The sequence below is a fragment of the Hymenobacter amundsenii genome (assembly GCF_002204745.1).
In the GTDB taxonomy this organism is placed as follows: domain Bacteria; phylum Bacteroidota; class Bacteroidia; order Cytophagales; family Hymenobacteraceae; genus Hymenobacter; species Hymenobacter amundsenii.
Map to the genome: position 1 here is coordinate 90,103 of NZ_NIRR01000008.1, position 24,964 is coordinate 115,066.

18 protein-coding genes and 1 pseudogene are annotated in these 24,964 nt (G+C 61.6%); 7 read left to right on the plus strand and 12 right to left on the minus strand.

Annotated elements, in window-relative coordinates; all coding sequences use genetic code 11:
• The first annotated feature begins 92 nt into the window (after positions 1–92).
• Positions 93–5,264: a translocation/assembly module TamB domain-containing protein gene (locus tag CDA63_RS07340; RefSeq protein ID WP_088463800.1), complete on the plus strand. Its 5,172-nt coding sequence runs from the start codon at positions 93–95 to the stop codon at positions 5,262–5,264.
• Between the two features lie 128 nt (positions 5,265–5,392).
• Complete coding sequence (gene tamL, locus CDA63_RS07345; RefSeq protein ID WP_165768227.1) at positions 5,393–7,858, plus strand: translocation and assembly module lipoprotein TamL; 2,466 nt, start codon at positions 5,393–5,395, stop codon at positions 7,856–7,858.
• Positions 7,859–7,954: 96 nt separating this feature from the next.
• On the opposite strand, the gene CDA63_RS20380 is transcribed toward tamL, so the two are convergent.
• From CDA63_RS20380 to fdhD, 4 genes are all read right to left on the minus strand, one after another.
• A complete protein-coding gene (locus CDA63_RS20380; RefSeq protein WP_126546772.1) occupies positions 7,955–8,761 on the minus strand; it encodes a hypothetical protein in 807 nt (268 codons plus the stop codon).
• Positions 8,762–8,956: 195 nt separating this feature from the next.
• Positions 8,957–11,503: an FdhF/YdeP family oxidoreductase gene (locus CDA63_RS07350; RefSeq protein WP_088463802.1), complete on the minus strand. Its 2,547-nt coding sequence runs from the start codon at positions 11,501–11,503 to the stop codon at positions 8,957–8,959.
• Positions 11,504–11,564: 61 nt separating this feature from the next.
• Positions 11,565–11,891 (minus strand): DUF7009 family protein, encoded by a 327-nt coding sequence (locus CDA63_RS07355; RefSeq protein ID WP_088463803.1) that lies wholly within the window; start codon positions 11,889–11,891, stop codon positions 11,565–11,567.
• Between the two features lie 205 nt (positions 11,892–12,096).
• Positions 12,097–12,954, minus strand: a complete 858-nt coding sequence (fdhD, locus tag CDA63_RS07360) for a formate dehydrogenase accessory sulfurtransferase FdhD (protein ID WP_088463804.1) — start codon at positions 12,952–12,954, stop codon at positions 12,097–12,099.
• A gap of 227 nt (positions 12,955–13,181) precedes the next feature.
• On the opposite strand from fdhD, the gene moeB reads away from it, so the two are divergent.
• Both moeB and CDA63_RS07370 read left to right on the plus strand, forming a co-directional pair.
• The gene (gene moeB, locus CDA63_RS07365; protein ID WP_088463805.1) at positions 13,182–14,276 is read left to right on the plus strand and encodes a molybdopterin-synthase adenylyltransferase MoeB; all 1,095 of its coding nucleotides are present in this window, start codon (positions 13,182–13,184) and stop codon (positions 14,274–14,276) included.
• Between the two features lie 103 nt (positions 14,277–14,379).
• Positions 14,380–15,546, plus strand: a complete 1,167-nt coding sequence (locus tag CDA63_RS07370; protein WP_088463806.1) for a putative sulfate/molybdate transporter — start codon at positions 14,380–14,382, stop codon at positions 15,544–15,546.
• Positions 15,547–15,663: 117 nt separating this feature from the next.
• Here the strand turns inward: CDA63_RS07370 and CDA63_RS21300 are convergent, their stop codons facing one another.
• Both CDA63_RS21300 and CDA63_RS21305 read right to left on the minus strand, forming a co-directional pair.
• Positions 15,664–15,819: a hypothetical protein gene (locus tag CDA63_RS21300; RefSeq protein ID WP_242434597.1), complete on the minus strand. Its 156-nt coding sequence runs from the start codon at positions 15,817–15,819 to the stop codon at positions 15,664–15,666.
• A gap of 27 nt (positions 15,820–15,846) precedes the next feature.
• Positions 15,847–16,496 (minus strand): annotated as a pseudogene (locus tag CDA63_RS21305) (DUF2490 domain-containing protein); the annotation flags it as partial.
• A gap of 173 nt (positions 16,497–16,669) precedes the next feature.
• Between CDA63_RS21305 and CDA63_RS07380 the strand changes: the two are divergent.
• Positions 16,670–17,053, plus strand: a complete 384-nt coding sequence (locus tag CDA63_RS07380) for a nuclear transport factor 2 family protein (protein ID WP_088463807.1) — start codon at positions 16,670–16,672, stop codon at positions 17,051–17,053.
• Between the two features lie 2 nt (positions 17,054–17,055).
• Here the strand turns inward: CDA63_RS07380 and CDA63_RS07385 are convergent, their stop codons facing one another.
• From CDA63_RS07385 to moaA, 3 genes are all read right to left on the minus strand, one after another.
• Positions 17,056–17,856, minus strand: a complete 801-nt coding sequence (locus CDA63_RS07385) for an alpha/beta hydrolase (RefSeq protein WP_088463808.1) — start codon at positions 17,854–17,856, stop codon at positions 17,056–17,058.
• A gap of 317 nt (positions 17,857–18,173) precedes the next feature.
• Positions 18,174–18,452, minus strand: a complete 279-nt coding sequence (locus tag CDA63_RS07390; RefSeq protein ID WP_088463809.1) for a DUF1294 domain-containing protein — start codon at positions 18,450–18,452, stop codon at positions 18,174–18,176.
• Positions 18,453–18,627: 175 nt separating this feature from the next.
• A complete protein-coding gene (gene moaA, locus CDA63_RS07395; RefSeq protein ID WP_088463810.1) occupies positions 18,628–19,707 on the minus strand; it encodes a GTP 3',8-cyclase MoaA in 1,080 nt (359 codons plus the stop codon).
• Between the two features lie 89 nt (positions 19,708–19,796).
• On the opposite strand from moaA, the gene CDA63_RS07400 reads away from it, so the two are divergent.
• The gene (locus CDA63_RS07400) at positions 19,797–20,066 is read left to right on the plus strand and encodes a MoaD/ThiS family protein (protein ID WP_242434593.1); all 270 of its coding nucleotides are present in this window, start codon (positions 19,797–19,799) and stop codon (positions 20,064–20,066) included.
• Positions 20,067–20,239: 173 nt separating this feature from the next.
• On the plus strand, positions 20,240–20,659 hold the full coding sequence (locus tag CDA63_RS07405) for a molybdenum cofactor biosynthesis protein MoaE (protein WP_088463811.1): 420 nt from the start codon (positions 20,240–20,242) through the stop codon (positions 20,657–20,659).
• A gap of 77 nt (positions 20,660–20,736) precedes the next feature.
• Here CDA63_RS07405 and CDA63_RS07410 read toward each other — a convergent pair whose 3' ends face one another.
• The 3 genes from CDA63_RS07410 to moaC form a co-directional block, all read right to left on the minus strand.
• A complete protein-coding gene (locus CDA63_RS07410) occupies positions 20,737–22,989 on the minus strand; it encodes a S41 family peptidase (RefSeq protein WP_088463812.1) in 2,253 nt (750 codons plus the stop codon).
• Between the two features lie 192 nt (positions 22,990–23,181).
• A complete protein-coding gene (locus CDA63_RS07415; protein WP_242434594.1) occupies positions 23,182–24,354 on the minus strand; it encodes an NTP transferase domain-containing protein in 1,173 nt (390 codons plus the stop codon).
• Positions 24,344–24,832, minus strand: a complete 489-nt coding sequence (gene moaC, locus CDA63_RS07420; protein ID WP_088463813.1) for a cyclic pyranopterin monophosphate synthase MoaC — start codon at positions 24,830–24,832, stop codon at positions 24,344–24,346. The genes CDA63_RS07415 and moaC overlap by 11 nt, the downstream gene beginning before the upstream one ends.
• Between the last annotated feature and the right edge of the window lie 132 nt (positions 24,833–24,964).

Here is a 24,964-nt window from a genome sequence, read left to right on the forward strand (position 1 = left end):
CACTGCCCCAACCCGACCGGCGCTTTTTCCGTTTGCCAGTCTGAGCCTCATTTATACTCCCTCTTCCTTTGCCGGTTTATCTGCGTCGTATTTTGTACGCCCTATTGGGGCTGGTTGCGTTCGTGCTGCTGGTCGCGGTTGGGCTGTTTTTTTATGTCCAGACGCCTTCGGGCCAGGACTTTGTGGCCAACCAGGCTCAGAAATACCTGCGCGACAAGTTGCAGACGGAGGTACGCATCGGTAAATTCCGGTCCGACTTCCGCAATACCATCAGTTTCGACGATGTGTACCTGGAGGACCAGAAGGGCGACACGCTGGTGGCAGTGGGCCACTTGGGCGTCAATATTGATATTTTTGCCCTGCTCAAGTCGAAAATCAAGATCAGCCACCTGGAGCTGGATAACGGCCGGATTGCCATCAGCCGCACCGAGCCCGATAGCATCTCCAACTACGATTTCATCCTGAACGCCTTCGCCACCGGCGACACCAGCACCGTGGCCGCGGCTCCGGCTGATACCACCGGCGCGGGCTTCACTTACGACATCGGCGACGCCCAACTGACCAACATCCTGCTCACCTACAACGATGCGGTGGATGGCATGAACGTGCGGGCTAAAGTGGGCGACCTGGCCGTGAACATGGACCAGGTAGACGTGGATGCTGCTATTTACAAGGTAGACCAGGCGGCGCTCAAGAACACTGACATCCGCATCACCCAAACCAAGGTGCCCCCGCCCACCCCTGCCGACACGTCGGCCCTGGCCCTTACTTTCGGCATCAACCGCGTCCGCCTCGACAACGTAGGCCTGACGTACCGCAACAACCCCTCGGCCCAGTTCATCAGCACCCGCATCGGGGAGGCCGAAGTAACGGCCGACGACATCGACCTGATTAATAGCCGCGTGGCCCTCAACAAGCTGATGTTGCGCAACACCACCTTCGCCTACGCCCAGAACGAGGACGTGCCCACCGAGCAGCGGGTGGTGAATCCGGCTAAAGTGGTGCGCGACCTTGATGCTTCGGTAAAAAACGCCACCGGCCAGGAATCGAGTTGGGCGGTGAGCCTGAAGGAATCCGACATCAGTGGGGTGGAGGTGGCCTTCGACAACTTCAACGAGCCGCGCCAGAAAACCCGGGTGCGGGGCATGGACTACAACCACCTCAAGTTCACGAACCTCACGCTCAATACCGAGAACCTGCGCTACTCCGAAAACAGCACCACCGGCCGCATTACGCAGCTTTCGGGGCAGGAGCAGAGCGGCTTTGCCGTGACCCGGGCCCAGGCCGACGTGGTGTTCGACTCGACTGAAACCCGCCTCAGCAACCTCGACCTCGTAACGCCCCACACCCGCATCCGGCGCCTGCTGGCCATGCAATACAAGAGCCTCGACGCCATTGCCGATGACCTGCCCAATCTGGGCCTGGAGGCCGATTTGCGCGACTCCCGCCTCGGCTTCCGCGACATCCTTTACCTCGCGCCCGACCTGGCCGACACGCCGCCCTTCACGACCGGCCCCAACCAGTCGGTGCTCATCAGCGGCAAAGTTGATGGCCGGGTGGGCGACTTGCGCATTAAGGGCTTGGAGTTGGTGGGGTTGCGCAACACCCAGCTGCTGGCCAGCGGCCGGATCAAAGGTCTGCCCGAAACCGACCGCCGCCTCTACGTCGACCTCGACATTCAGAAGTTCGTGACCACCAGGGCCGATATCCGGAGCCTCGTGCCGGAGGGTACGATTCCGGCCGGCTACTCGCTGCCGCCCCTGATAGCGGTGCGCGGCACGTTCGAGGGCCGCCCCACGGCCCTGATATTTGATACCGACCTGAAGGCTACCACGACCTACGGCAGCTTGGCTGCGAAAGTGAGCGTGGGCGCGGGCCCCGTGGGCCAGGAACCAGTAAAGGCTGTTTTCAGTACCCAGCAGCTTAACGTAGGGAAGCTCATCGGCGACCCCACCATCGGGACCGTGACGGCCAGCGGTACGCTGACCGGGCGCGGCGGCCTCGACCCCAACCAACTGCGCGGGCAGCTCAACGCCAAGGTGCAGCAGGCCACCTACAACGGCTACACCTACCGCGGCATTGTCGCCAAAGTCGATATTGACCGCAACCGCTACGTGGTAGACGCCAGCAGCAAGGACGACCCCAACCTCAACCTCGACCTGCTGGCCACCATCGACCTGCGCAACGCCTCGAACCCCACCTATACCGTCGACCGCCTGAACCTGCGCGGCGTGAACCTGACGGCCCTGGGATTCTATACTGGTGGCAACCTGAGCATTCAGGGCGACCTGAAGGCCAATCTGAGCGGGTCGGACCTGAACACGATTAACGGCACGTTCTCGGGCAGCCGCATTGCCATCGTCAACGACGGCAAGCCGTTCGTGCTCGATTCGGTGAGCGGACGGATTCTGCAGCGCACTGGCCGCACGGAGGTGGATTTCGCCAGTTCGGTGGCCGACCTGGAGCTGCGCGGCAACACCCGCCTCGGCGACATCGTGACGGCCCTCGAACGACACATCGACCGGTACTTCGACCTGCCGGACGTCCGCTACCGGCCCAGCAGCGCCAACGAGGAGTTTACGTTCGAAATCAACGTGAAGGAGCCTAAAATCATCCAGCAGTTCGTGCCTGATCTGCAGCAGATTTCGCCCTTCAAGCTTACCGGCGGCTTCGACAGCCGGGAGGCCGACCTGCGCCTGAGCACCAGCATTGCCCGCATCAAGTACATGGGCTACCAGCTCGACTCACTGCGGCTCAAGGTATCGTCGGACCCGCAGGCGCTGGATTATGCCCTCAAGCTCAACCACATTCGGCAGGACACGACGCTGAACCTGCCCAACCCCAGCCTTACCGGTAGCATTGCCAACAACAAAGTGGGCACCCATCTGCGCATTGCCGAAAACGACAGCACCACCAACCTCGACCTGGCCGGGGCCCTGCAGGTCCTCAACCAAGGCGCGGCCTACTCGTTCAGCTTCGACCCCAAGCTGGTGCTCAACAACGAGCAGTGGATTGTGCAGCCCAGCAATTCGTTGCGCTACGATACCAACACCGGGGCCATCAGGGCCGAGAACGTGCGCCTGAGCCAGGGCGACCAGTTGATTGCCCTGCAAACGCTGGCCGGAGCCGATTACCCGCTTCAGGCCGAGTTCAGCAACCTCAACCTCAACCAGCTGGCTACCGCCGGCGGCCTCCAGGATTCGCTGGTAGGCGGCACGCTCAGTGGTCAGGCCATTATCAAGGCCCTGGGCCAGCCGCGCATGGCTTTCACGGCCAATGCCGGGCTCATGGGGCTTACGTACAGCAAGACCGTTATCGGGGACGTTAAACTGCAGGCCACGAACCCTGTCGCCGACCGCTACAACCTGGACCTGCGCCTGACCGGCGGCCCCGCCAACCAGGACGTGCGCCTGACGGGCGATTACCTGGCCAGCGGCGCCCTCGATATGCAGGCCAACGTCACGCGCTTCGGACTGGGCATTGTTGAGCCGTTCGCGCTGGGCGAAATCCGGGAAACCAGCGGCTTCCTGAGCGGCCTGCTCGCCATCAAGGGCACTGCTTCGGCGCCTGAGGTGCGCGGCAAGCTCACGACCAACAATGCCGGCTTCACGCTCACCCAGCTCGGGGCACCTTTCACGCTGCCTCAGGAAGATTTGGTGTTCGATGACAAGGGCATTCTGTTTGATGACTTCGTAATTCTCGATTCGCTGGGCAACAAGGGCGTCGTGAACGGGCACGTGCTGACCACGAACTTCATCGATTACGGCTTCAATCTGCGGGCCGTCACCAACGACTTTATCGCCGTGCAGAGCACCCAGCGCGACAACCCGCTGTTCTGGGGCAAGCTCATCGTGGATTCGGAATCGCGCATTACCGGCGACCTGAACCTGATGAAGGTGCGTACCACGGCGACCATCGTGGACGGCTCCGACTTCTACGCGGCCGTGCCCAATGATGAGGCCGACAAGGTCAGCTCGGCTGGCATCGTGGAGTTCATCGACAAGAGTGCCCCCATCGATACGCTGCTGCAGCGGCAACTGGCCAAACAGGACTCGGCCAAAACAGCGGCCGGCTACGACATCACGGCCACCATCACTGTCACCGACGACACGCCGTTTACCATCATTATTGATGAGGCCTCGGGCGACAACCTGAAGGTGCGGGCCAACGGGACGCTCAATACGGCCATCGACCCGGTGGGCAACATCACGCTCAGCGGCCGGCTGGCCGTGAAGAGCGGCAGCTACCACATGTCGCTCTACGAACTCACGGAGCGCGACTTCCAGATTGCCGAAGGCAGCACCATCACCTGGTCGGGCGACCCCTATAACGGCATTGCCGATGTGTCGGCGATTTACGTGGCCAAGGCCGCGCCGGCCGAGTTGCTCTCGGGCCAGGGTATCAGCGACGAAACGCTGAAGTCGACGGCCCGCAATACGCTGCCCTTCAATGTGTACCTAAACGTGGACGGGGAGCTGCTCAAGCCCGAAATAAGCTTTAATATCAAGCTCCCCGAGGATACGCGCTCCGACTTGCGCACCCAGATTGAGAACCGCCTGGCCCAGCTGCGCCAGCCCAGCCAGACCGATGAGCTCAACAAGCAGGTGTTCTCGCTGCTGGTGCTGGGCCGCTTCCTGGCCGAAAACCCGTTTGAAAGCAGCGGGGGCAGCATCGTGGCCGACCAGCTGCGGGGCAGTGCCAGCCAGGTGCTTACTCAGCAGCTCCAGAACCTGACGGGCTCCTACCTCTCTAATCTGGGCGTGGAGCTGGGCGTTAACTCCCAGGCCGACTACTCCTCGGGAACCGAGAAAACCCGTACCGACCTGAACGTGGCCGTGCGCCGCCAGCTCTTCAACGACCGCGTGACCGTGCGCCTGGGTACCGATGTGCCGCTGGCCGGCGGCAACCAGGCCAGCAACGGCCAGCAGAGCGTGAGCAATTTTGCCGGCGACGTGAGCATCGAGTACGACATCCTGGCCAACGGCCGCCTGCGGCTGCGCGCTTACCGTAACAACGGCTTCAGCGACATTGACGGCCAATATGTGCGGAACGGGGTTGCGCTGATTTATCAGCGCGACTACCGGGACTTCGCTGACCTGTTCAAGGGTATTGATAAGGACGTGAAGGAAAAGAACAAGGCCACCCACAAGCGCCAGAAGGAGCAGGAAAAAGCGGCCGACGACTCGGTGAAAACCACGACCACCGTGCCGCCCCGCCGCGACTCGGCGCGGGTAGCCCAACGACCCACTAAAAGCAGCAAGTAGCGAACGAAAAAGAACGCCGTGCTCTATCTAGCGTCCGCGCAGTTGAAGCAAGCATCTCTACCGCTGGCCACCAATGGCCCCGCAACGAAGCGGTAGAGATGCTTCAACTGCGCTTCGCCTCACTCAGCATGACGTTCCTTGTGATAACGAACTCCTCATCCGTGCCCCAACTTCCACTTTACCGCCCCTCGATTTCCCGCTTTGTCAGTACCGGCCGCCGGTTGGTGGCGGGGCTGCTGCTGGCCGGAATGGTCGGGTGCAGCGGCCTCAAGTTCATCCCCGACGATGCCCGGCTTTATACCGGCAGCACGGTTACGCTCAAGTCGGTAAACGACACGCCGATTCCGAACGAAGCGGCCATCCAGACCCAGTTGACGAACGTGATTTCGCCCCCGCCCAATGCCTCCATTCTCGGCATGCGGCCCAAGCTGTATTTCTGGCACATGGGCGTAGGCAAGGAGAAAGGCCTGGGCCACTGGCTGGCCAACAAGTACGGCGAGGAGCCCGTCCTGTTCAGCGAGGTAGATACGGCCAAGGTGGCGGCCCTGATGTTGAACCGCCTCAACAACGACGGCTTTTTCAAGCCTGAAGTACGCAGCAACATCAAGCTGGAAGCGCGCACGGCTTCCGTCGATTACCAGGCCCGGGTAAACCAGCCCTACCTGATCAAGGAAATCTTCTTTCCCGAGCGCGATACGCTGCTCGACCGCGATATTCGGGCCACTCAGGCTGGCACCCTGCTGAAAGTGGGCGAGCCCTACAACCTGCAAACCTTCGTGAATGAGCGGCTGCGGATTGATGCGGCCCTCAAAAACCGGGGCTACTACTATTTTGCGCCCGACTACCTGCTGTTTCAGGTCGATAGTACCCTCGATAATCAGGTGAATGTGTACCTGAAAGTAAAGGCTAGCATTCCGGCCAAAGCGGCCCAGCCTTACGTGCTCAACCGCGTTATCCTGGATACCGACTTTACCCTGCAGGACACGACCATGAACGAGCGGCCCATCATGTACGAGGGCTACCGCTACTTTCCCGACGAGTCGATGTTCAAGGCCAAGTCGATTGTCAATGCCACGTTCCTGTACCCCGACAGCCTGTACCGCCGCCGCCGTGCCGACCAGACCCTGAGCCGCCTCATGAGCCTGGGCACGTTCCGGTTCGTCGATATCCAGTTCCGGCCCGCCCGCAACAAGCCCGATTCGCTCCAGTACGGCTTCCTCAACTCGCTGGTGCGCATGACCCAGGTGCCCAAAAAGTCGATCCGGGCCGAGTTGCAGATGAACGTATCGAACCTGTTTGTGGGGCCGGGCGTGGTGGTGCAGTACCGCAACCGCTCGGCCTTGCGCGGGGCCGAGCAGCTGCTCATCAACGCCAAGGCCTCGGTCGAAACCGGGCAGGGCTCGGCCCTTTCGGGCGTGACCTCCACCCAGTACGGCATCGATGCCCAGCTGCTGGTGCCGCGCCTGATTACGCCGCCCTTCAACTTCCGGCTAAATAACTCTGACTTCCAGCCCCGCACCTTCTTCGAGCTAGGCTTGAAATACGTCGACCGCACCCAGTATTTCACCCAGCAGGTGTTCAACGCGGGCTACGGCTACACCTGGAAAACCAAGCTCACCAACGAGCAGCGTCTCCAGCCCATCGACCTGCAGTACGTGCGCCTGAGCAACACCCAGGACGTGTTCCAGAACCTGCTCGACGAGCGGCCCTTCCTCAAGCAGAGCTTCCGCCAGCAGTTTATTCTGGGCAGCAGCTACACCTACACCTACAACCAGCAGGTGCTGGAGCAGCGCCGTAACCAGATTTACTTCAGCGGCGGCCTGGAGCTGTCGGGCAACCTGGCCTACCTGCTCAAGAGCCTGAGCGGGTCACCTAAGGACTTGGAAGGTGGGCAGGACGTGTACAAAATCGCGGGGCAGCAGTTCTCGCAGTACTCGAAGGTGAACCTAGAGTTTCGCGATTACTACCGCACCAGCAGCAACCCTACCAGCGGCAATAAAATAGCCGGCCGCCTGCTCATTGGGGCCGGCATTCCCTACCTCAACTCCCGGGTACTGCCCTACTTTAAGCAGTACGGCATCGGGGGCCCCAACAGCGTGCGCGCCTTCGCCGCCCGGGGCATTGGGCCGGGCACTTACCGCGTACCCGAAGAGAATTCCAACAACGGCTTCTACGACCAGGTGGGCGACATCCGGCTCGAAGGCAACCTGGAGTATCGTCAGGACCTGTTTCCGTACGTGAAAGGCGCCGTGTTCGTGGATGCGGGCAACATCTGGCTGGTGAATGGGGACGCCAGCCGCGCTACCTACGGCAGCAACGGCCTCCCCGACGGCCAGAACGGCCAGTTCCAGCTCAATACCTTTATGAAGCAACTAGCGGTGGGTGCCGGCGTGGGTATCCGCATCGACGTGCAGTTCTTCGTCATCCGCCTCGATGCCGCCGTGCCCATCCGCTACCCCTACGCCAACAACGACTTAGAGGTGCGCCCCAACCCCGATTTGCCCGTACCCCCAGGCACGCAGCTCCAGTTCAACAAGAGCCCCACTGGGATAAAAGCTTACCGGTTGAATATCGGTATCGGGTATCCGTTCTAAAAGAGCGAACCAGCCAACGTAAAAGCCCGCCGGGACCTGAGTCCGGCGGGCTTTTGCTTGCTTCCTGCTATCTGATGGGCTCCTGTTTCCTGCCGCTTATTTGGAGGACATCGGCGACTTGGAATCGAAGGTTTTGAGCAGGATGGGAATACCAACTGCGAAGCCCACCCCCGAGCCCCGCGAGCGGAACAGCTGGGAACCCGTGCGGGAGTTGTAGGTGTAGTCGAGCTGGGTATGCAGCAGGTCGGTAAAGCCCTGGTTTACGTACATACTAACATTGAATCGCTCCTTACCAAGCCGGTAAAACCGGGCCGTAACCCCACCGTGAGCGTAAGCGCCCCACTTGTTGATGATAACCGGGTCGTGCTCGTCAAAGTCGAGCGTGTCTTTTAGGAGAACTGGTCCGAACGAAAGCTTATTATTGGTAAAACCATGTAATCGACTGGCTCCTATACCTCCCGTAATACTTAATTTTATAGCGTAGAGATACAATAAATTTTCCTGATTAACAGGCTTAAAATTATAGCTCTTTAATTGATAATTAAACAAAATAGGAAATCTGTCAAGATTTACTATTGAAGCATTTCCTGCACGCGCACCGCCAAATTCGTTATGCGTAACATCGTCTGGAATTTTTAATTTGTAGCCATAACCTGCGCCACCACCGGAGTATCCTGTAGCAATGCTTATTTTATCCGATAACTGATAACGAAATAAAGCGGAAGGGTAAAACTGTAGAATAAATTTATGGCCTTTTAATGGACGAGAGCCCAAACCAAAATGGGCACCTTCAGCATAACCATAATCAACTCCTGCTTTAAGATCGAGGTACAGTTTATTTTGCGATTTTACGATAATTGGAAAAAGAAAAAAAACGCCAAAGGCAATATAACGAAGAGACATGAAGTAATAATTTTAGGTTAAAAAATCAGTCGATATATTTACTGATTTGCAGTAAATTGCGATTAGATAAGCGGAAGCAAATCTAGAGCCTTTTCAGAAAATAACAAGTTAATGTAAAAAAATATTACAGCGCAAAAAAGCCTGTCTGCGTTATCGCAGACAGGCTTTCTGTTATAAACCAACTAGGCGGTTCAACTACGCTTCCGCGCCCATCCGAATTTCGACTGGCGCGCCTACCGTTTTGTGGGCGGGCACTACCGTTACGCGGATGTACTTCGAGGTGGGCGTGTTGCTCTTTTTGGCTACGCTACCAATCGGGATGAGCGGGTTGGCCTCGGGGAAGTAAGCCGACACGTTGCCCCGCGGAATGTCGTAGGGGACGGCCACGAACTTCTCCACCGTGCGCTCCTGGCCGTTGAAGTGGCTCGTGATGTCGATAAGGTCCTTGGCTTTGAGGCCCCGGTCGGCCATGTCCTGGGCATGCATGAACAGCACGCGCCGCTCGTTGTGGATGCCGCGGTACCGGTCGTTGTAGTCGTAGATGGTGGTATTGAACTGGTCGTGGCTCCGGATAGTCATCATGATCAGCTCGTCGGTGCCCACTTCGTACTTCTCCAGCTCCGTTTTGGTGAAGTGGGCCTTGCCGTCTTTGGTCGTGAAATTCCGGTCGCGCGGGCCGTTGGGCAGGTAGAAGCCCCCAGGCCGCCGCAGCTTCTCGTTGAAGAGTTCGAAACCCGGAATCACGCGGCTGATATGGTCGCGGATGACGTCGTAGTTCTCCGTCATGGCTACCCAGTCGGCAATGTTGGTCTTCTCGCCCAGCGTGGCAATGGCGATGCCGCTTAAAATGGCCACCTCGCTCAGCATCTGGCCGGGCAGCGGCACGAGTACACCCTTGTTCTGGCTAACCACACCCATCGAGTTTTCGCAGCTCGTCATCTGGTGGCCGCCGCGTTGCATGTCCACGTCGGAGTGGGTGAAGCAGGGCAGGAGCAGGGCCGTTTTACCAGTGGTAAGGTGGCCGCGGTTGAGCTTAGTGCCCACGAACACGGTCAGGTTTTGCTTGCGCATGGCCTCGGCAATGTACTCGGTGTCGGGGCCGGCGGCCAGCAGGTTGCCGCCCAGTCCGAAGTATACTTTCACCTTGCCCTGATGCATGGCCTTGATGCTGTCCACAGTGTCGTAGCCGTGTTCGGTGGGGGCCGTAAAGTTGAACTCCTTGCCCAGCGCGTCGAGGAAAGGCTTGGAAGCCTGCTCCCAGATGCCCATCGTCCGGTCGCCCTGCACGTTGGAGTGGCCCCGCACCGGGCAGGTGCCGGCTCCCGGCTTACCAATGGCGCCCTTCAGCAGCAGCAGGTTCACCAACTCCTGAATCGTTTGCACACCCTGGCGCTGCTGGGTCAGGCCCATGGCCCAGCAGGCAATAATCTTCTTCTTGGTAGCCAGCAGGTTGGCCGCTTCCAGCAGGTCGGCTCGCGAGATGCCGCTCACCGCCTCAATCTCCTCCCAGCTCGTGTTGCGCACGTTTTCCACCACGGCCTCGTAGCCTTCGGTGTACTGGTTGATGAAGGCATGGTCGAATACCTGGCCGGGGTTGAGTTCCTCGGCGGCCAGCAGGTGCTTCATCAGCCCGCGTAGCAGTGCCATGTCGCCATCTACCCGCACTTGCAGGTACACGTCGGTAATAACGGTGCCGTTGCCCATCAAAGCGCCCAGCGCCCTAAATGGGTTCATGAAGTCCTGGGGGTTTTTGAAGTGATTGAGGCCGGCCTCAATCAGCGGGTTTACGCTGATGATTTTGGCCCCGTTCCGCTTGGCCTCCTGCAATGCGCTCAGCATCCGCGGGTGGTTGGTGCCCGGGTTCTGGCCGATAATCATGATGACCTCGGCCTCGTGAATGTCGTTGAGCGTCACCGAGCCCTTACCCAGCCCGAGGGTGGAGCTCAGGGCCGCACCGCTGCTCTCGTGGCACATATTGGAGCAGTCGGGCAGGTTGTTGGTGCCGAACTGGCGCACGAAGAGCTGGAACAGGAAAGCCGGCTCGTTAGGCACCTTGCCCGAGGTATAAAACGTGGCTTCGTCGGGCGAATCCAGGGCGTTCAGCTCGTCGGCAATCAGTTGGAAAGCCTCGGCCCACTCGATGGGCTGGTAATGGTTGCTACCGGGGCGCACCACCATCGGGTGGGTGAGGCGGCCGGCGTTGTTCTGGTCCCGGTCGGTCATGCGGGAGAGCTGTGCCAGGCTGTGGCGGGCGAAGAACTCGGGGCCGCACGATTTGTCGTCGGCGTCGGAGGCGGTGGCTTTGGCGCCGTTCTCGCAGAATTCGGCCACCGAGCGGTGGTTGTCGGGGTCGGGCCAGGCGCAGCTGGAGCAGTCGAAACCGTCTTTCTGGTTCATGTTGAGCAGGCCCCGGGTGCCCCGGTTCACACCGCCCTCACTCCAGCTGAACTCCATGCTCTTGAGCACGGCCGTAACGCCCGCCGCTACCGTCTGGCGCGGTTCCAGGCGCAACCCGGTCAGCTCCTCGGGGGGCTGGGCCAGAATGTCGTGCTTGTACTTAGCATTGGCGACGTCGGGTGCTTCGATGGGGTCGGACACGTGGTGCTGGTTGGTAGGGTTGTAGTGGTCGGGCGCGGGCGCCTGACCCTGGTCGGGCCGTTCGCCGCTTTTGGGGGCGTTTTCGGCCTGCTGTTCGTTGGCCTTGCCAGCTTTGCCGGGGTCGGCGGCGGGGGAATTTTCCATAAGTAAACGAGCGAAAAAAGCGGTGGGAAAAACGGGTAGCCGAATCGTACGGTTCGGGGGGTCAGTGCTTGCAGCCCAGGTCCTTCTCTACCAAGATATGCAGCAATTGGTTTTCGGCAACTGCCAATTGCCCGCGCAGACTGATTTCCTCGGAGCCAGCCCAGGCATCGGCCGTTGCGGCGGGCACCAGCACCCGAATGCGACCCGCCGTGGTTTGCACCGTTAGGGTGGGCGTAGCCGCGTCGCGTTCGAGCGAATAAACGAGGGCCTCAGCGGCTGTTAGGCCCAAAGGTACCACCGTTTCGAGCCGGCCAGTAGTCTGGAAAGCCGTTACCTCGGGCGGATCGAGGCGCAGGCGGAGCGTGTTGTCTTCGAGGCGGAGCTTCATGGGGTTGCGTTTGTTGAATATACGTCGTTCCTACGTTGCGCCCACTCCCTAGCCCCCTACGCCGCTCCATGCGCGGAATGAAAAAGGAGAAGGGGAACTAGAAGCTAGTTTCTAGTAATGAAGCAGCCTAAACCATAATCTATTTCTAGTTCCCCCTCACCTTTTCGGAGAGGGGGCTAGGGGGGGGGAGGTGCAACGCAAGGACTTAGATAATCCGCTCGGGATGCGTGTATACGTTGAAACGCTGCTGACGCACGAAACCGCAGAGCGTAAGGCCGAAGTCGCGGGCGGCGGATACGGCCAACGAGCTGGGGGCGCCCACGGCCGCCATCACCGGGATACCGGCCACGGCCGCCTTCTGCACTAGCTCGAACGAGGCCCGGCCGCTGACCAGCAGCACCGTGTCGTGGAGCGGGAGTTGGTCGGCGAGCAGGGCCGCGCCGATGGCTTTGTCGAGGGCGTTGTGGCGGCCCACGTCTTCGCGCAGCAGGCGCAGCTCGCCGGTGGGCGAAAACAGGGCCGCCGCGTGCAGGCCGCCGGTTTGCTCGAATAGCTCTTGGGCCTCGCGCTGGCGCTCGGGCAAGGCGTGAATGACGCTAGTCGGCACCCGCAACCCACCGAGTGGCAGGCGGGGGCAGCCGGCGGCGTGCACAGCCTCGATACTGGTTTTGCCGCAGACCCCGCAGCTGCTGCTGGTGTAAAAGTGGCGCTCCAGCCGGGGCAGGTCGATGCTGGCGTTGGGGCTGAGCTCGGCCCGCACCACGTTTTCGCGCTCCTCCTCCTTCTCCACGTCGGGGCAGTACAGAATGCCCTGCAAGTCGGCCCGGGAGCGAATCAGGCCCTCGGTGAGCAGGAAGCCGGCCACCAGCTCAAAATCGTGGCCCGGCGTGCGCATCGTGATGGAAATAGTGCGGTGCTCGCGCTGCCCGGCCGGCCCGTAGCCCACCCGGATTTCGAGCGGCTCCTCGGCGGCCAGCACGTCGGACACTTCGCGCACTTGCTCGCCGCGCACCTGCTGCACGGTGGCGTATTCGTAGCTGGTCGGCGGCAGGAGGGCTTTCAAAGGGGGTAAAAAATAAAAAGTGAGAAATTAAAAATGCAGATTAGGGGGCGTGGCCGGATGGATTGCAGCGGCCGGAAAGCTGGTGTCGGCCGAGCCAAAGTTGCCGCGAGCCGCCCGTGGCTCAGCTGGGTCGCTAACGCTTACTCTTTAACTTTACCAGTCTCCGCAAGTTTTACCGTTCCCCTACTCCATTCTTAAATTTCCACTTTTAATTTTTAATCGAAACCATGCTCAGCCCCGAAGAACGCCAGACCTACCGCCGCCACCTGCAACTGCCCGAAATTGGGGAGGCGGGGCAGGAACGGCTGAAAGCGGCCCGGGTGCTGGTGGTGGGCGCGGGCGGGCTGGGCTGCCCGGTGCTGCAATACCTGGCCGCCGCCGGGGTGGGCACGCTCGGCATCGTCGATGCCGATGTGGTGGAGCGCAGCAACCTGCACCGCCAGATTCTATTCGGCCCCGCCGATTTGGGCCAGCCCAAGGCCGAGGCCGCCGCCCGGGCCGTGCAGCGCCTCAACCCGCTGGTGCAGGTGCGGGTGCACCGCTGCCGGGCCGTGCCGGGCAACGTGCGCGAGCTGGTAGCGGCCTACGACGTGGTGGTAGACGGCTCCGACAATTTCCCGACCCGCTACCTGCTCAACGACGCCTGCGTGCTGCTGGGCAAGCCGTTGGTGTCGGGGGCCATTTACAAGTTCGAGGGGCAGGTGTCGGTGTTCAATTATGAAGGTGGGCCTACCTACCGCTGCCTGTTTCCGCAGCCGCCCGGCGCGGCCGAGGCTCCCAACTGCGACGCTACCGGGGTGCTGGGCGTGCTGCCCGGCCTCGTGGGCACGGCCCAGGCCACCGAAACGCTGAAGGTGCTGCTGGGTATCGGGGAGGTGCTTTCGGGCCGGCTCTGGCTTTTCGATGCCCTCACGTTCCAGACCCGTACCCTCAAGTTTGCCCGCCGCCCCGGGCAGGCAGCCCTGCACTTGGGCACGGCCCCCGCGGCCGACTACGCCGAGGCCTGCGGGGCGGATGTGGCATCGGTGACGGCTGCCGAGCTGGCGGCGCTGCTCAACTCGGCCCACCCGCCTTTTTTGCTTGATGTACGTGAGGCCCACGAGTACGCCAACGGCCACCTGCCGGGGGCCGTGCTGCTGCCCCTGGGCGAGCTGGCCAAGGGCGTGGCCAGCTTGCCCCGCCAACATCCGATGGTGGTGTACTGCCACTCGGGCCGCCGCAGCGCCCAGGCCGTGGAGCGCCTGCAAACCGAGTTCGGGCTGGTGAACCTGCTGAACCTTACGGGTGGCATTGTGGCCTGGCAGGAGAATGTGGCGTCCTAGGGCTGCTGGGTCTGTTCAGATTCAGCCGCTACCGCGCCCGGCCCTACCTTCGTTCTGCTGAATCGTCCAAGCATACCGTCCCCTCCTCTCAAATCAGTGCCGCATGCTCCTTACCGCTCCGCCTGCCCATCGTCCCCGCCTGCGCTTCGACCGTAACGAGCTGGCCGGGGCCTTCGGGGATTTAGGCACCGACTTGCCCCTGCTTATCGGCGTTATTGCCGCTTCGGGGCTGGATAGTGCCGGGGTGCTGATTATGTTCGGGCTGATGCAGCTGTTTTCGGGGCTCTGGTACGGCATGCCCATGCCGGTGCAACCGCTCAAGGCGTTTGCGGCCCTGGTTATCGCCCAGAAAATCCCCGGCCGCGTCATCTTTGGGGGCGGTCTGGCGGTGGGCGTGGGCATGCTGCTGCTCTCGGTTACGGGCCTGATTGACGGGCTGGCCCGGCTCGTGCCCAAACCCGTAATTCGGGGCATTCAGTTCGGGCTGGCGCTGCAGCTTTCCACCCTGGCCCTCAAGCAGTACGTGCCCGCCGATGGCCTGCCAGGCTACGCGCTGGCGGCGGCGGCGTTTCTGGTAACGGTGGTGCTGCTGGGCAACCGGCGCTGGCCCGCCGCGCTAGTTGTGCTGGCATTGGGCGTAAGCTACGGCCTGCTCTTCAAGCTCGATCTGGCCACCGCCCAACGCGCTTTGGGCCTGCACCTGCCCACCCCGCGCATCCCGCAGTGGCCCGATATCCTGACCGGGGCCGTACTGCTGGCGTTGCCCCAGATTCCGTTGTCGCTCGGCAACTCGGTGCTGGCCACCCGCCAGGTAGTGCAGGACTACTTTCCCGAGCGGCCCCTCACGGTGCGTAAAATAAGCTTCACCTACGCCCTCATGAACCTCGTGAACCCGTTTCTGGGCGGCTTCCCGGTCTGCCACGGCTCGGGCGGCATGGTGGGCCACTACACCTTCGGGGGGCGCACGGGCGGCTCGGTAGTCATCTACGGCGGGCTGTTTCTGGTGCTGGGCCTGTTCTTCAGCCAGGGTTTCCAGCAAATCGTCCAGATTTTCCCGCTGCCCATCCTCGGCGTGCTGCTCTTCTTCGAAGCCTTGAGCCTAGCCGCTCTATTGCGCGACATCAGCGACGCGAAAGCCCACCTGCTGCTGGCGCTACTCACCGGCATTCTGTGCGCCGGCCTGCCCTACGGCTACCTCGTGGGCCTCACGGTGGGTACGGCGCTGTACTACGCCATGCAACGCGGCTGGGTGGGGGTGGGGAAGAGCTAGCTAGGGTAGAGACGCAGCTTTGCGTTTCTACATCATCTTGCGTGGCTGGTAGGTAACAACTGCCCAATGGCTGCCAGAATAGAAGCTGGCAGTTAATGGCTATCCACTCATAATTATTCAGTCCTGCTGGGAGGGCACGTACTGGCGGGCCGGCTTATCGGGCTGGCTGATGCGGTAGAGCACCGATAGTACGAGGTTGTTTTTGGCCACGTTGGTTTGCGGAACGAAGCCAGTCGGGCCGTTGCGGGCGGCGCTGTAGTTGGCTTGGTTCACCCAGCCGGCCTGCACCGTCCAGTGCTGATCGAACTGGTAACCCGCGCCGGCATACAGGCGGTTACGCTCGAAAAAGGGCCGCGCGGATTAAAAAACACCTCATCGTAGGCCGAAAGGAAAACCGTTTTGTCGGTAAACGTTTGGTGGTTGAGGGGCAGGAAGGCGTTGAAGCGGTAGCGCATCCGGTTGCGGTAAGCAAACGCGCCCGTCGGTACCACGTCATCGCGGAACCGGAACCAGCGCTGCTCGATACGGTAGCGGTGTTCGAGTTTGAGGCGGGCGGTAAACTGCGTGAGGGTCAGCTGCTGCCACAGGCGCCGCTCTACATTGAGCGCGCCGGCTTTCAGGTCGCGGTAGTCGGCCGTGGAGTAGCGCCCCCCGCCCAGCAGCAGGTTGAAGTTCTTGGCCACACCATAACTAACGCCCGCCTTGAGCTCGGTATAGAAAAACTGGCGCATTACGCCATTAGTGCGGGTCTGTACCTCGGCGTAGCCGCCCCAGCCCTTCGGGCCGCCGGGTAGCACGGCAGTGGCAATTAGCCACGAACCCCACTGCGGGTCCGTCATTTTGACGCTCTGGGCCTGAACCGGAGCCAGCCAGGCAACCAGCAGGCTGCCCACAAGCAGGGCGCGGACTAGCCCGCCGACCAGCCGCTGGGAGGATAAATGCGTTATCATGGCCCGAAGGTAGCCCCGCGCGGTTGGTTGCAGGCGATAAAAACGGGGCGGCCGTCATGACGGGCGGTGCGCACCAGTCCGGCGGCTGGCAGCGGCCCTGCTGCCGGGCCCCTTTCGGTAGATACTGCCTATGTTTTCCGATAGTTTTACTCCTGCGCCAACTATCTGTGCCCATGACCATCCTCGCCCAAAATAAGCAGACCGCCATTGCCTTTTACGAGCTGATGTTCAACGACTGCCAGCCCGCCGAGGCCATCCGGCGCTACGTGGGGGCCGAGTACATTCAGCACAACCCCCATGTAGCCAACGGCAAGCAGGGTTTCATCGAGTACCTCGAGCGGATGCAGCGCGAGTACCCCGGCAAGCACGTGACCGTAAAGCGCGCCCTAGCCGAGGGCACCCACGTGGTGCTTCACTGCCACCAGCACTGGCCCCACGACCAGGATTACGCCGGCATCGACATCTTCCGCTTCGACGATGAAGGCAAAATAGTGGAGCACTGGGATGTGCTGCAAGTCGTTCCTGCCGAGGACCAGAGCGGCAACGGGATGTTCTGATTTTACCGTCCCGCCAGAATCCGGCGGAGGGCGCGTTGGTAGTCAGGGTTGTTGGTCATGCCGTTGTGGCCGGCACCCGGTAGGCTGATGAACTCGTCGCCGGGCTTGAGTGCCTGCTTCAACAGGGCCGTTGATTGGGGGCTGATAACTTCGTCCTGGTCGCCGTGGAAGATGATGATGGGAGCCGTGACGCGGGGTAATACCTCGTCGGTGGCCAGCGGGTAGCGCACCACGAAGCCGGGCACCCAGGGGTAGTGCTGGCGGGCGGTGGCGCGCACACTGGCGTAGGGAGCCTGCAGAATGAGGAGGCGCGGGTGGTGGCGGGCCGCCAGCCAGGTCGCCGCGCCCGTGCCCAGGGAGTAGCCCAGTAGCACCGTCCGGTTCTCCGGAAAATCGGCGGCGAGTTGCCGGTAGGCCGTATCCACGTCGGAGAGCAGCTGGGCCTGGCTGCTGATGCGGCCCTCGCTTTTGCCGTAGCCCCGGTAGTCGAGCAGAAATACGCTGTAACCCAGGTGGGTATAGGTAGCGGCCACCTCACCCCAGCTATCCAGCGCGCCGCCGTTGCCGTGCAGGTAGAACACGAGGCCCCGGGCCGAATCGGCCGGGAACAGCAGGCCGTGCAGACGGGTGCCGTCGGCGGTGGGCAGCCACCGCTCCTCGAAGTGTTGGGCAAACCGGAAGCGGTAACCGGGGGCGAGTTTGGTCGGGAAGAACAGCAGCCGCTCCTGCTGAAAGTATAGCAGCACGCACACGGCCACGTAAAGCGCCGCTCCCAGACCCAGCATCCAAAATAATACCTTCATAGCAGTCCAAGGAATACAAACGATGTGTCGCCTTATAGTCAGGGTCCTCCTGATCAAAGATATTCACTCGTTGTGGTCATGCAGCCACCGTTTCCATTGCTTGCCGTGTGCATGACCTAGAGCGAATTTCAGGTCGGTGTACGAGCGTCAGAACAAGGTAGGGACGGGGCTTGCCCCCGCCCGCTGCTGGAACGGCCGGTGCTGGCTTCGTTCAATGGCGGGCGGGGACGAGCCCCGCCCCTGCACCTACATCGGGCAACACCTGTATACTAACTTGAAAAGGGCGCTAATTTCCCGCATGCAAACCCTTCAAGCACCTAGAACGGTGCCTGAAAGTAGGGCCACGTGAAGTAGAGGACCGCCGCTTGCAGCAGCGTCAGCGCCAGGGTAACGCCCCAGAAAGCGGCTTTACGGTTTTTATGGCGCAGCAGGAAAATTGCCGCCCATGCGCCGGGCGCCGCGCCGGGCAGCGTAACGAGGTGCAGCGTTTTTTCAGCAATGCGCCGCTGGCTGCGTTGGGCTTTCCGTTTATCCAGGGCAAAAAGCAGAAAACACAGCAGGTTGAAGAACAACAGGCAGCTCAAGAGTACATTCATGGTGCGGGAGGCGGGCCGTCGGTGGTGTGGCAGACGAAAAGTGCATCAGCGGGGCCGCAAGTTATAACGCCAAGCTCAGGCAAACAGCCGGAAAGATCAGGGCGCATTCGTCCTTACACCCAGTAAGCCGCCTGGGCACTGTGCCGGTGTCAGTACCTGGAATCAGTAGCCCCGCCTACCCCCCAATCGTGCTCATCGACTCGAAGCTAAGCTGGTGCAACGGGCGCTGGCTTTCGGCCTCGAAGCCGTTGGCGGCGCGGTTGCGGAAAGCCGCGCTGAGGGCGGCTACCACCTCGGCGTCTGAAGCGCCGCCGCGCAAAAGGGCCCGCAGGTCGAGCACGCCCTGGTCGTAGAGGCAGGTTTTGAGGCCGCCCTCGGCCGTAAGACGCAGGCGGTTGCAGGTGCCGCAGAAGGTGCGCGAGTAGGCCGCAATGATGCCCAGCCGGCCCTGGTGGCCGGCCACGGTGTAGTGCGAGGCCGTGTCGCCGGGACGGGTGGGCACGGGCGTGAGGGTGCCTAGGTTCAGCTCCAGATGCTCGCGGATGCGGTGGTAGTTCCAGGGCAGCGTGGCGGGCGTGGCCTCGTGGCTGCCCCCGTTGAAGGGCATTTCCTCGATGAAGCGAACATCCACGGGCAGCTCGCGGGTGAGCTCGGCCAGGGGCAGCAGGTCCTGGGTGTTCTGCCCGTCCATCACCACGGCGTTGATTTTGACGCGGATGCCGGCCGCCAGCAGGGCGTAAAAGGTGTCCATTACCCGGGGCAGCTCGTCGCGGCGGGTGATGCTGGCAAAGCGGGCCCGGTCCAGCGTGTCGAGGCTCAGGTTCACGGCCTTCACGCCCATGCGGGCCATATCGGCTACGTGGGGGGCCGTAAGCACACCGTTGGTAGTCAGGGTCAGCTCCTCGATGCCCGGAATCTGGGTCAGGCGGTCCATGAACGGTACCAGGTCGCGGCGAACGAAGGGCTCCCCGCCGGTGAGGCGCACTTTGCGCACGCCTAGCCCGGCCAGCAGGGCCACCAGCCGCTCCATTTCCTCGTAGGTCAGCAGCTCCTGCTTGGGCAGGTACTTGATGCCTTGCTCGGGCATGCAGTAGAAACAGCGCAGGTTGCAGCGGTCGGTAACGGCCAGCCGCACGTATTCGAGCGGGCGCCCGTGGTTGTCGTAGAGAACCGGCCGCGCCGCCGCACCGGCCGCGCCCGTTGGTTGGGGCAGGGAAGCAAAGGCAGTGGGCGAAGTAAGCAGCGGAGGAGTCATGCGGGCAGATCGGAAACCGGGGCCAGGATGGCTGGCCGGAAGTAGAGAAAACGTAACACTCGCGCGGTTGTTTGGGTTTGCTCTGCGTAATGTTGCGCAATTATCCTGATACGCCCATGAACCTGAAAATAGCTTTGTTCGGCATTGCCCGCGAAATCGTGGGTCAGTCAACCCTGGATGTTGCCGCCCCGGAAGGCCAGTCGGCCCAGGGTTTGCTGCTGGCTTTGCACGCGCAATACCCGGCCCTGGCCGGCCTCACCAGCCTCGCCGTGGCCGTAAACAACGAATACGCCGCCGACGATACGCTGCTGCACGAGCGCGACGAAATTGCCCTGATTCCGCCCGTCAGCGGCGGGTAAAGCAGTTGCCAGTGTTCAATTGTAGATAAAAGAAAACTAAACTAAACGTCATGCTGAGCGAAGCCGAAGCATCTCTACTGCTTCATTGGAATGGCTCAGGCGAAGCGGTAGAGATCCTTCGACTACGCCGCCCGCTGCGCTCAGTATGACGGGCCCTAAGCTCCCCACCACCCATGATTCACATCGACCTCACTGATCAGCCCATCGACGTGGCCGCCGCTTTGCGCAGCGTGGAAGCCGACGGGGCGGGCGCTATTAACACGTTCATCGGCACGGTGCGCAACCAGAGCACCGGCCGCCCCGTGGTGCGCCTCGAATACGAAGCCTACGACAGCATGGCCCTGCACCAGCTCCGCAAAGTAGCCGAGCAGGCCGCCGAAAAGTGGCCCATGCTCCAGCAGGTAACCGTCATCCACCGCAAAGGCACCCTCCACATCGGCGACGTGGCCGTGGTGGTGGCCGTATCCACACCCCACCGCGCCGAGAGCTTCGCCGCCTGCCAGTACATCATCGATACGCTTAAACAGGTCGTTACCATCTGGAAAAAGGAGTTCTATGAGGACGGTGACGTCTGGGTAGCGGCGCACCCTTGATTCAATTAAAAATTAAAAGTGAAAAATTAAAAATGGCCGTTGAACGTCCTGCTTGGGTGTCGTTCAACGGCCATTTTTCACTTTTCATTTTTAATTAACTCAATAGCCCGTTCGAGTACTTCGTCGCGGCCCTCTTTGATGCCTTGGATGGTAGGTTTGACTTCGATGTCGGGGACGATGCCGATGCGCTGGGTTTCGCGGCCGTCGGGGTAGTAGATGCCCAAGCCAGAAATGCGGGTATAGAGGCTGCCGGGCAGCACGATGGCCGATACGTCGCCATCGGCTCCGGCTGTAGTGCTGCCCATCACGATGGCTCCCGGTACCGCCCGCAGCGCCATCGTGGTGTACTCTGACTGACTTTGGGACAACTCATTGACCAGAATCACCACCTTGCCCGGGTACGCTCGGCCCTTGCCGGGCACTACCTGCAACGGGGGCGCCTGCTCGAACAAGCCCGGATACGTAACCGTGGGCGCACTGAACCGCACGAAATCGGTGCGCTGGCTCAGCAGGTACTTCGAGAGCGAAAACACCACGAAATCGGAAGGATAGTTACGGATGTCGATGATAAGGCCTTTGGTTTCCTGCGCTTCCGCCATAATAGCTGGCAGGTTCTCGTTGTGGATGGTGCCCAGCGTGAGGTGCCCAATGTTGCCCGGTAACGTGCGCCAAGCCGGTGCCAGGGGGCTGGCCGTACCATTGTTGAGGGCTAGGTTTAGCTTATTGGCGGTGTAACGGTTGATGCTCAGGGAGAGCTGCTGGCCGTTGCGGCGTACCATCAGTTGCACCTGCTCGGTGTTACCGCGCAGCAGGTCGCGGGCTATGTTGCGCAGCTGGGTCGGCTCGTTGGAGGCGGGCGTAAGGGGGCGCCGCTCGGCTATTAGGGCAGCCACCGGGCGGCCTTCCACGGTTTCAATTATATCGCCCTTGAGCAAGCCGGTAGCCGGGCCCAACTGCGAATTGAAGTAGTCGGTTACCAGGGCTTGGCCTTCCACGAACCGCACCTGCGCCGGCGCGAAATACCGGCCCCAGTAGTCCGTTAAAATTGGGTCATTAGCAATACTGGCGTGGGTATCGTTGATACGGGCAATGAGAGCCAGGGCCGCCAGCCGGTACTGCTCGGGCGTGCGGGCGGCCACGAACCGCGGCAGAAACTCGGGCAGCACCCGTTGCCAGTCTTCCCCGATGGCATAACGGTAGGGGAAAAAGTAGGCAATCATGTTCCAGTAGCGGTACAGGGCCAGCACCCGCAGGCCATCGTCGGGCAGCTGGCCGGCCACCTGGGCGTAGCTATTTTCGTGGTCGAACTGCGGGTTGCCGATGCGCGGCACGGTGCTCACGTAGTAGTGCAGCCCCTGGTTGCGGTTGCGGCGCAGGTAGTCTAGTTGCCGGCTCAGGTCCGGGCTCAACTGGCCCTTATCCGTCAGCCAGGCCAAATCGGGTTGCAGTCGAATGGTTTTGGGGTCAGGTTCCTGGCATTTAGCGCAGGGCGGCACCGGACCCAGGTTGGCTAGCCAGGCACTGAGTATCTGGCTGCGGGCCGCGGTGGTGGGGCTGGCTAGTACCCGCGGCAACAGGCGCAGCACTTCGGCATCCATATTGAACTCGCCCCGCGCCACGGCCGGGTGGTAGTATTTTACGAAGCCCCAAACTCGGCCCAGTACTGCCAGATTTTCTAACTGCTGGGCGTTTAGTGTATTGAGTGCAATACCAGAGCTGCGGGAAAAGGCCGTGTCCTGCTCTGCCTTGAAGTGCTGCATTGGTTTAAGTGGGGCCTGCCACCAGGGCTTGCCGTCCACGGTCAGTTCCAATTGATCCAGCCACGCGATGCCCGAGCCCGTCAGCAAACCACCCAGCACCAGCGACTCCGCGTCCTCATCCAGCGGCAAGGTAACCGCGTAAGGCTGCCAGCCGGTGGTGCCCTGCACATGCTGCTTGCTCATGTTGTCAATCCTCAGCGTGCCGCTGGAACCGTCTTCCCGCAGCCACAGGCCCGCGTAGCCATTCTGCACGTCCTCCGTTTTTATATACCCCGATAGCGTGACCGTTTTGCCTCGGAAGGTAATGGGTAACCTGATGGAACCCACGCCAAATGTCCGAGAGCCAACTTCCCCGGTGCTTTGCAGGCGCAGCGCGTACCGGCCCTGGTGCGGACCTAGTGAATCCGTCGTCGTCCGGTAGCCATTATCGGTCGGGCTCCACCAGCCCGCAGGCTGCCCAGTTTGCCGGACGATTTGCTCAAAATCGAGGTTGAGGTTGGGGGCCGTCTGCTGAGCCCGGGCCGTCAGGCCGATGGCCGATAGGGCTAGTAACGTAAGGTATCGATGCATATAAGCATAGGAGTAAAGATTCCACCTCAAAGTAGCAGCGCTTTCACGAATTCAGCCTATTTATTTTCTGCCCCCACTGCCAGTAAAACGCAAAAATCCTTCCAGTCGAGCTAACTGAGGCAGCTCAACCGGAAGGGCTTTTGCGTTTTACTGGCAGTGCGCGGTGTTGATTATCAGCTCGCCACGATGGCGCTACTTCAACTCTTGCTGCACCTGCGCGGCCTCCTCCGGGGTGTTCACATTGCGCAGCTCCTGCGGGGCAGGGGTAGGTAGCACGGCTACGTTGGAGTTAATGAGGGTTTTGCGGGGGCAGCTGTAGCCCAGGCTCAGGAAGCGTAGCAACTGCGGGTAGCTGGCCGGCTCCCAGATGGTGATAAGCGGCTCGGGCCACTCGTTTTCAGGGCTCTGGAAAGCAGTGGCCATGCGAGCCGGCTGGCGGTGCTGCACCAGGTGGGCCAGGGTGGTGTTGGAGAGCAGAGGCAGGTCGCAGGCTACTACCAGCCAGGCGGCGTTGGGGTCGAGGCGCAGGGCCGAGAGGATGCCGCTGAGCGGACCTAAGTCGGCGAAAGAATCGGGCAGGGGGCGCAGGCCGGCGTATTCTAGCTCCGTGATTTGGTCGGGGCGGCAGGATACGTGCACGTCTTGGCAGAAGGGAGCCAGTAGTTCAGCGGCGTAAGCGCGTTGCTCCTGGCCGTTGTGGTAGGCGAGCTTGCCCTTGTCCTGGCCCATGCGCTGGCTGCGGCCCCCGGCCAGCACCAGGCCCCGCAGCGGCGGCGCGGCGGCGCGCCACTCCCCCAGAATCAGCTCCGCAATAGCGGCCGTATCGGCCAGCGGCAGCACGGGCACGTTGGCTGCGCCGAGGTGGGCGCGCAGGTAGGCGGGCACTTCAGTCACGCCTTCGGGCAGCAGCAGGGCGCGCACGTCGGTGAGGCGGTCGAGCTTCTTGTCCAGCGGTTTGGCGGGGTCAAGAATCACCAGTTGCTGACGGGCGCGGAAGTGGTTGCCGTTCACCAGTACTAAGTTCTGGTGCTGCACCAGCTCGGGCTGACTGAATTTGTCCAAGGGCCGCTTCACGTCGAGGCGGGCGAAGCTGATGTTGTCGGTCAGCTCGGCGCTGGCCCCGGCCGCCAGCATGCCGGTTTCGGGGGCGGTGCCGTTGCGCACGGCATCGGCGGCGGCGTGGTCGGCATCCACGTAGGCCACGCGCAGGGTGGGGGCCAGCAGCGGCAGCAGCCGGGCCGCCAGCTCCTTGATGCGGCCGCAGGGTGCGCCCAGAACGGCCAGCTCGTGCCGGCCGAACTCGCCAAGGGCGGGACGAGCGAGCTGGGCGTGCTTGGTGCGGGGCTTGTCGGGGTTACTCGGCATGATGAAAGTCCTGTTTGCCGCCGGTTTTGCTGATGAGGCGGGTTTCCTGAATAAGAATGTCGTGCGACAGGGCTTTGCACATGTCGTAGATGGTGAGGGCGGCCACCGAAGCGCCGGTCAGCGCCTCCATTTCGACGCCGGTTTTGCCCGTCACGGTGGCTGTACATTCAATCACCACGGCGTCGGGGCCGTCCACCTCGATGGTTACCTGGCAGTTATCCAGACCCAGCGGGTGGCACAGCGGAATCAGCTCGGAGGTGCGCTTGGCACCCATGATGCCGGCCAGAATTGCCGTCTGGAACACTGGTCCTTTGCGGGTGGGCAGGTCGCCTTCCCGCACGAGGGCCATAATTTCGGGGCCGAGCACCACGCGGCTGCGGGCCCGCGCCACGCGGCGGGTAGGTTGTTTGCCCCCGACATCGACCATGGCCGGCTGGCCGGCGGCATCGAGGTGGGTGAGTTTAGCGGAGTCAGGCATAGCAGAGCGAAGCAGGTGGAACACAATAAACCGATAAGTTCGGCACTCGGCGGTTGTAGAGACGCATCTTTGCTTCTCGGCGTTGAACGATACGTCGGAACATAGTACCCAAACGGTCGTTGCTTACCCTGC

What these genes read in the sequence shown, in the direction of transcription:
- moeB (WP_088463805.1), top strand. Translation starts at nt 13,182, where the DNA reads ATGCTCAGCCCCGAAGAACGCCAGACCTACCGCCGCCACCTGCAACTG.
- CDA63_RS07370 (WP_088463806.1), top strand. Translation starts at nt 14,380, where the DNA reads ATGCTCCTTACCGCTCCGCCTGCCCATCGTCCCCGCCTGCGCTTCGAC.
- CDA63_RS07350 (WP_088463802.1), bottom strand. Translation starts at nt 11,503, where the DNA reads ATGGAAAATTCCCCCGCCGCCGACCCCGGCAAAGCTGGCAAGGCCAAC.
- CDA63_RS07410 (WP_088463812.1), bottom strand. Translation starts at nt 22,989, where the DNA reads ATGCATCGATACCTTACGTTACTAGCCCTATCGGCCATCGGCCTGACG.
- tamL (WP_165768227.1), top strand. Translation starts at nt 5,393, where the DNA reads ATGACGTTCCTTGTGATAACGAACTCCTCATCCGTGCCCCAACTTCCA.
- CDA63_RS07390 (WP_088463809.1), bottom strand. Translation starts at nt 18,452, where the DNA reads ATGAATGTACTCTTGAGCTGCCTGTTGTTCTTCAACCTGCTGTGTTTT.
- CDA63_RS07355 (WP_088463803.1), bottom strand. Translation starts at nt 11,891, where the DNA reads ATGAAGCTCCGCCTCGAAGACAACACGCTCCGCCTGCGCCTCGATCCG.
- CDA63_RS07400 (WP_242434593.1), top strand. Translation starts at nt 19,797, where the DNA reads ATGTTGCGCAATTATCCTGATACGCCCATGAACCTGAAAATAGCTTTG.
- moaA (WP_088463810.1), bottom strand. Translation starts at nt 19,707, where the DNA reads ATGACTCCTCCGCTGCTTACTTCGCCCACTGCCTTTGCTTCCCTGCCC.
- CDA63_RS07405 (WP_088463811.1), top strand. Translation starts at nt 20,240, where the DNA reads ATGATTCACATCGACCTCACTGATCAGCCCATCGACGTGGCCGCCGCT.
- CDA63_RS07380 (WP_088463807.1), top strand. Translation starts at nt 16,670, where the DNA reads ATGACCATCCTCGCCCAAAATAAGCAGACCGCCATTGCCTTTTACGAG.
- CDA63_RS20380 (WP_126546772.1), bottom strand. Translation starts at nt 8,761, where the DNA reads ATGTCTCTTCGTTATATTGCCTTTGGCGTTTTTTTTCTTTTTCCAATT.
- CDA63_RS07415 (WP_242434594.1), bottom strand. Translation starts at nt 24,354, where the DNA reads ATGCCGAGTAACCCCGACAAGCCCCGCACCAAGCACGCCCAGCTCGCT.
- moaC (WP_088463813.1), bottom strand. Translation starts at nt 24,832, where the DNA reads ATGCCTGACTCCGCTAAACTCACCCACCTCGATGCCGCCGGCCAGCCG.
- CDA63_RS07385 (WP_088463808.1), bottom strand. Translation starts at nt 17,856, where the DNA reads ATGAAGGTATTATTTTGGATGCTGGGTCTGGGAGCGGCGCTTTACGTG.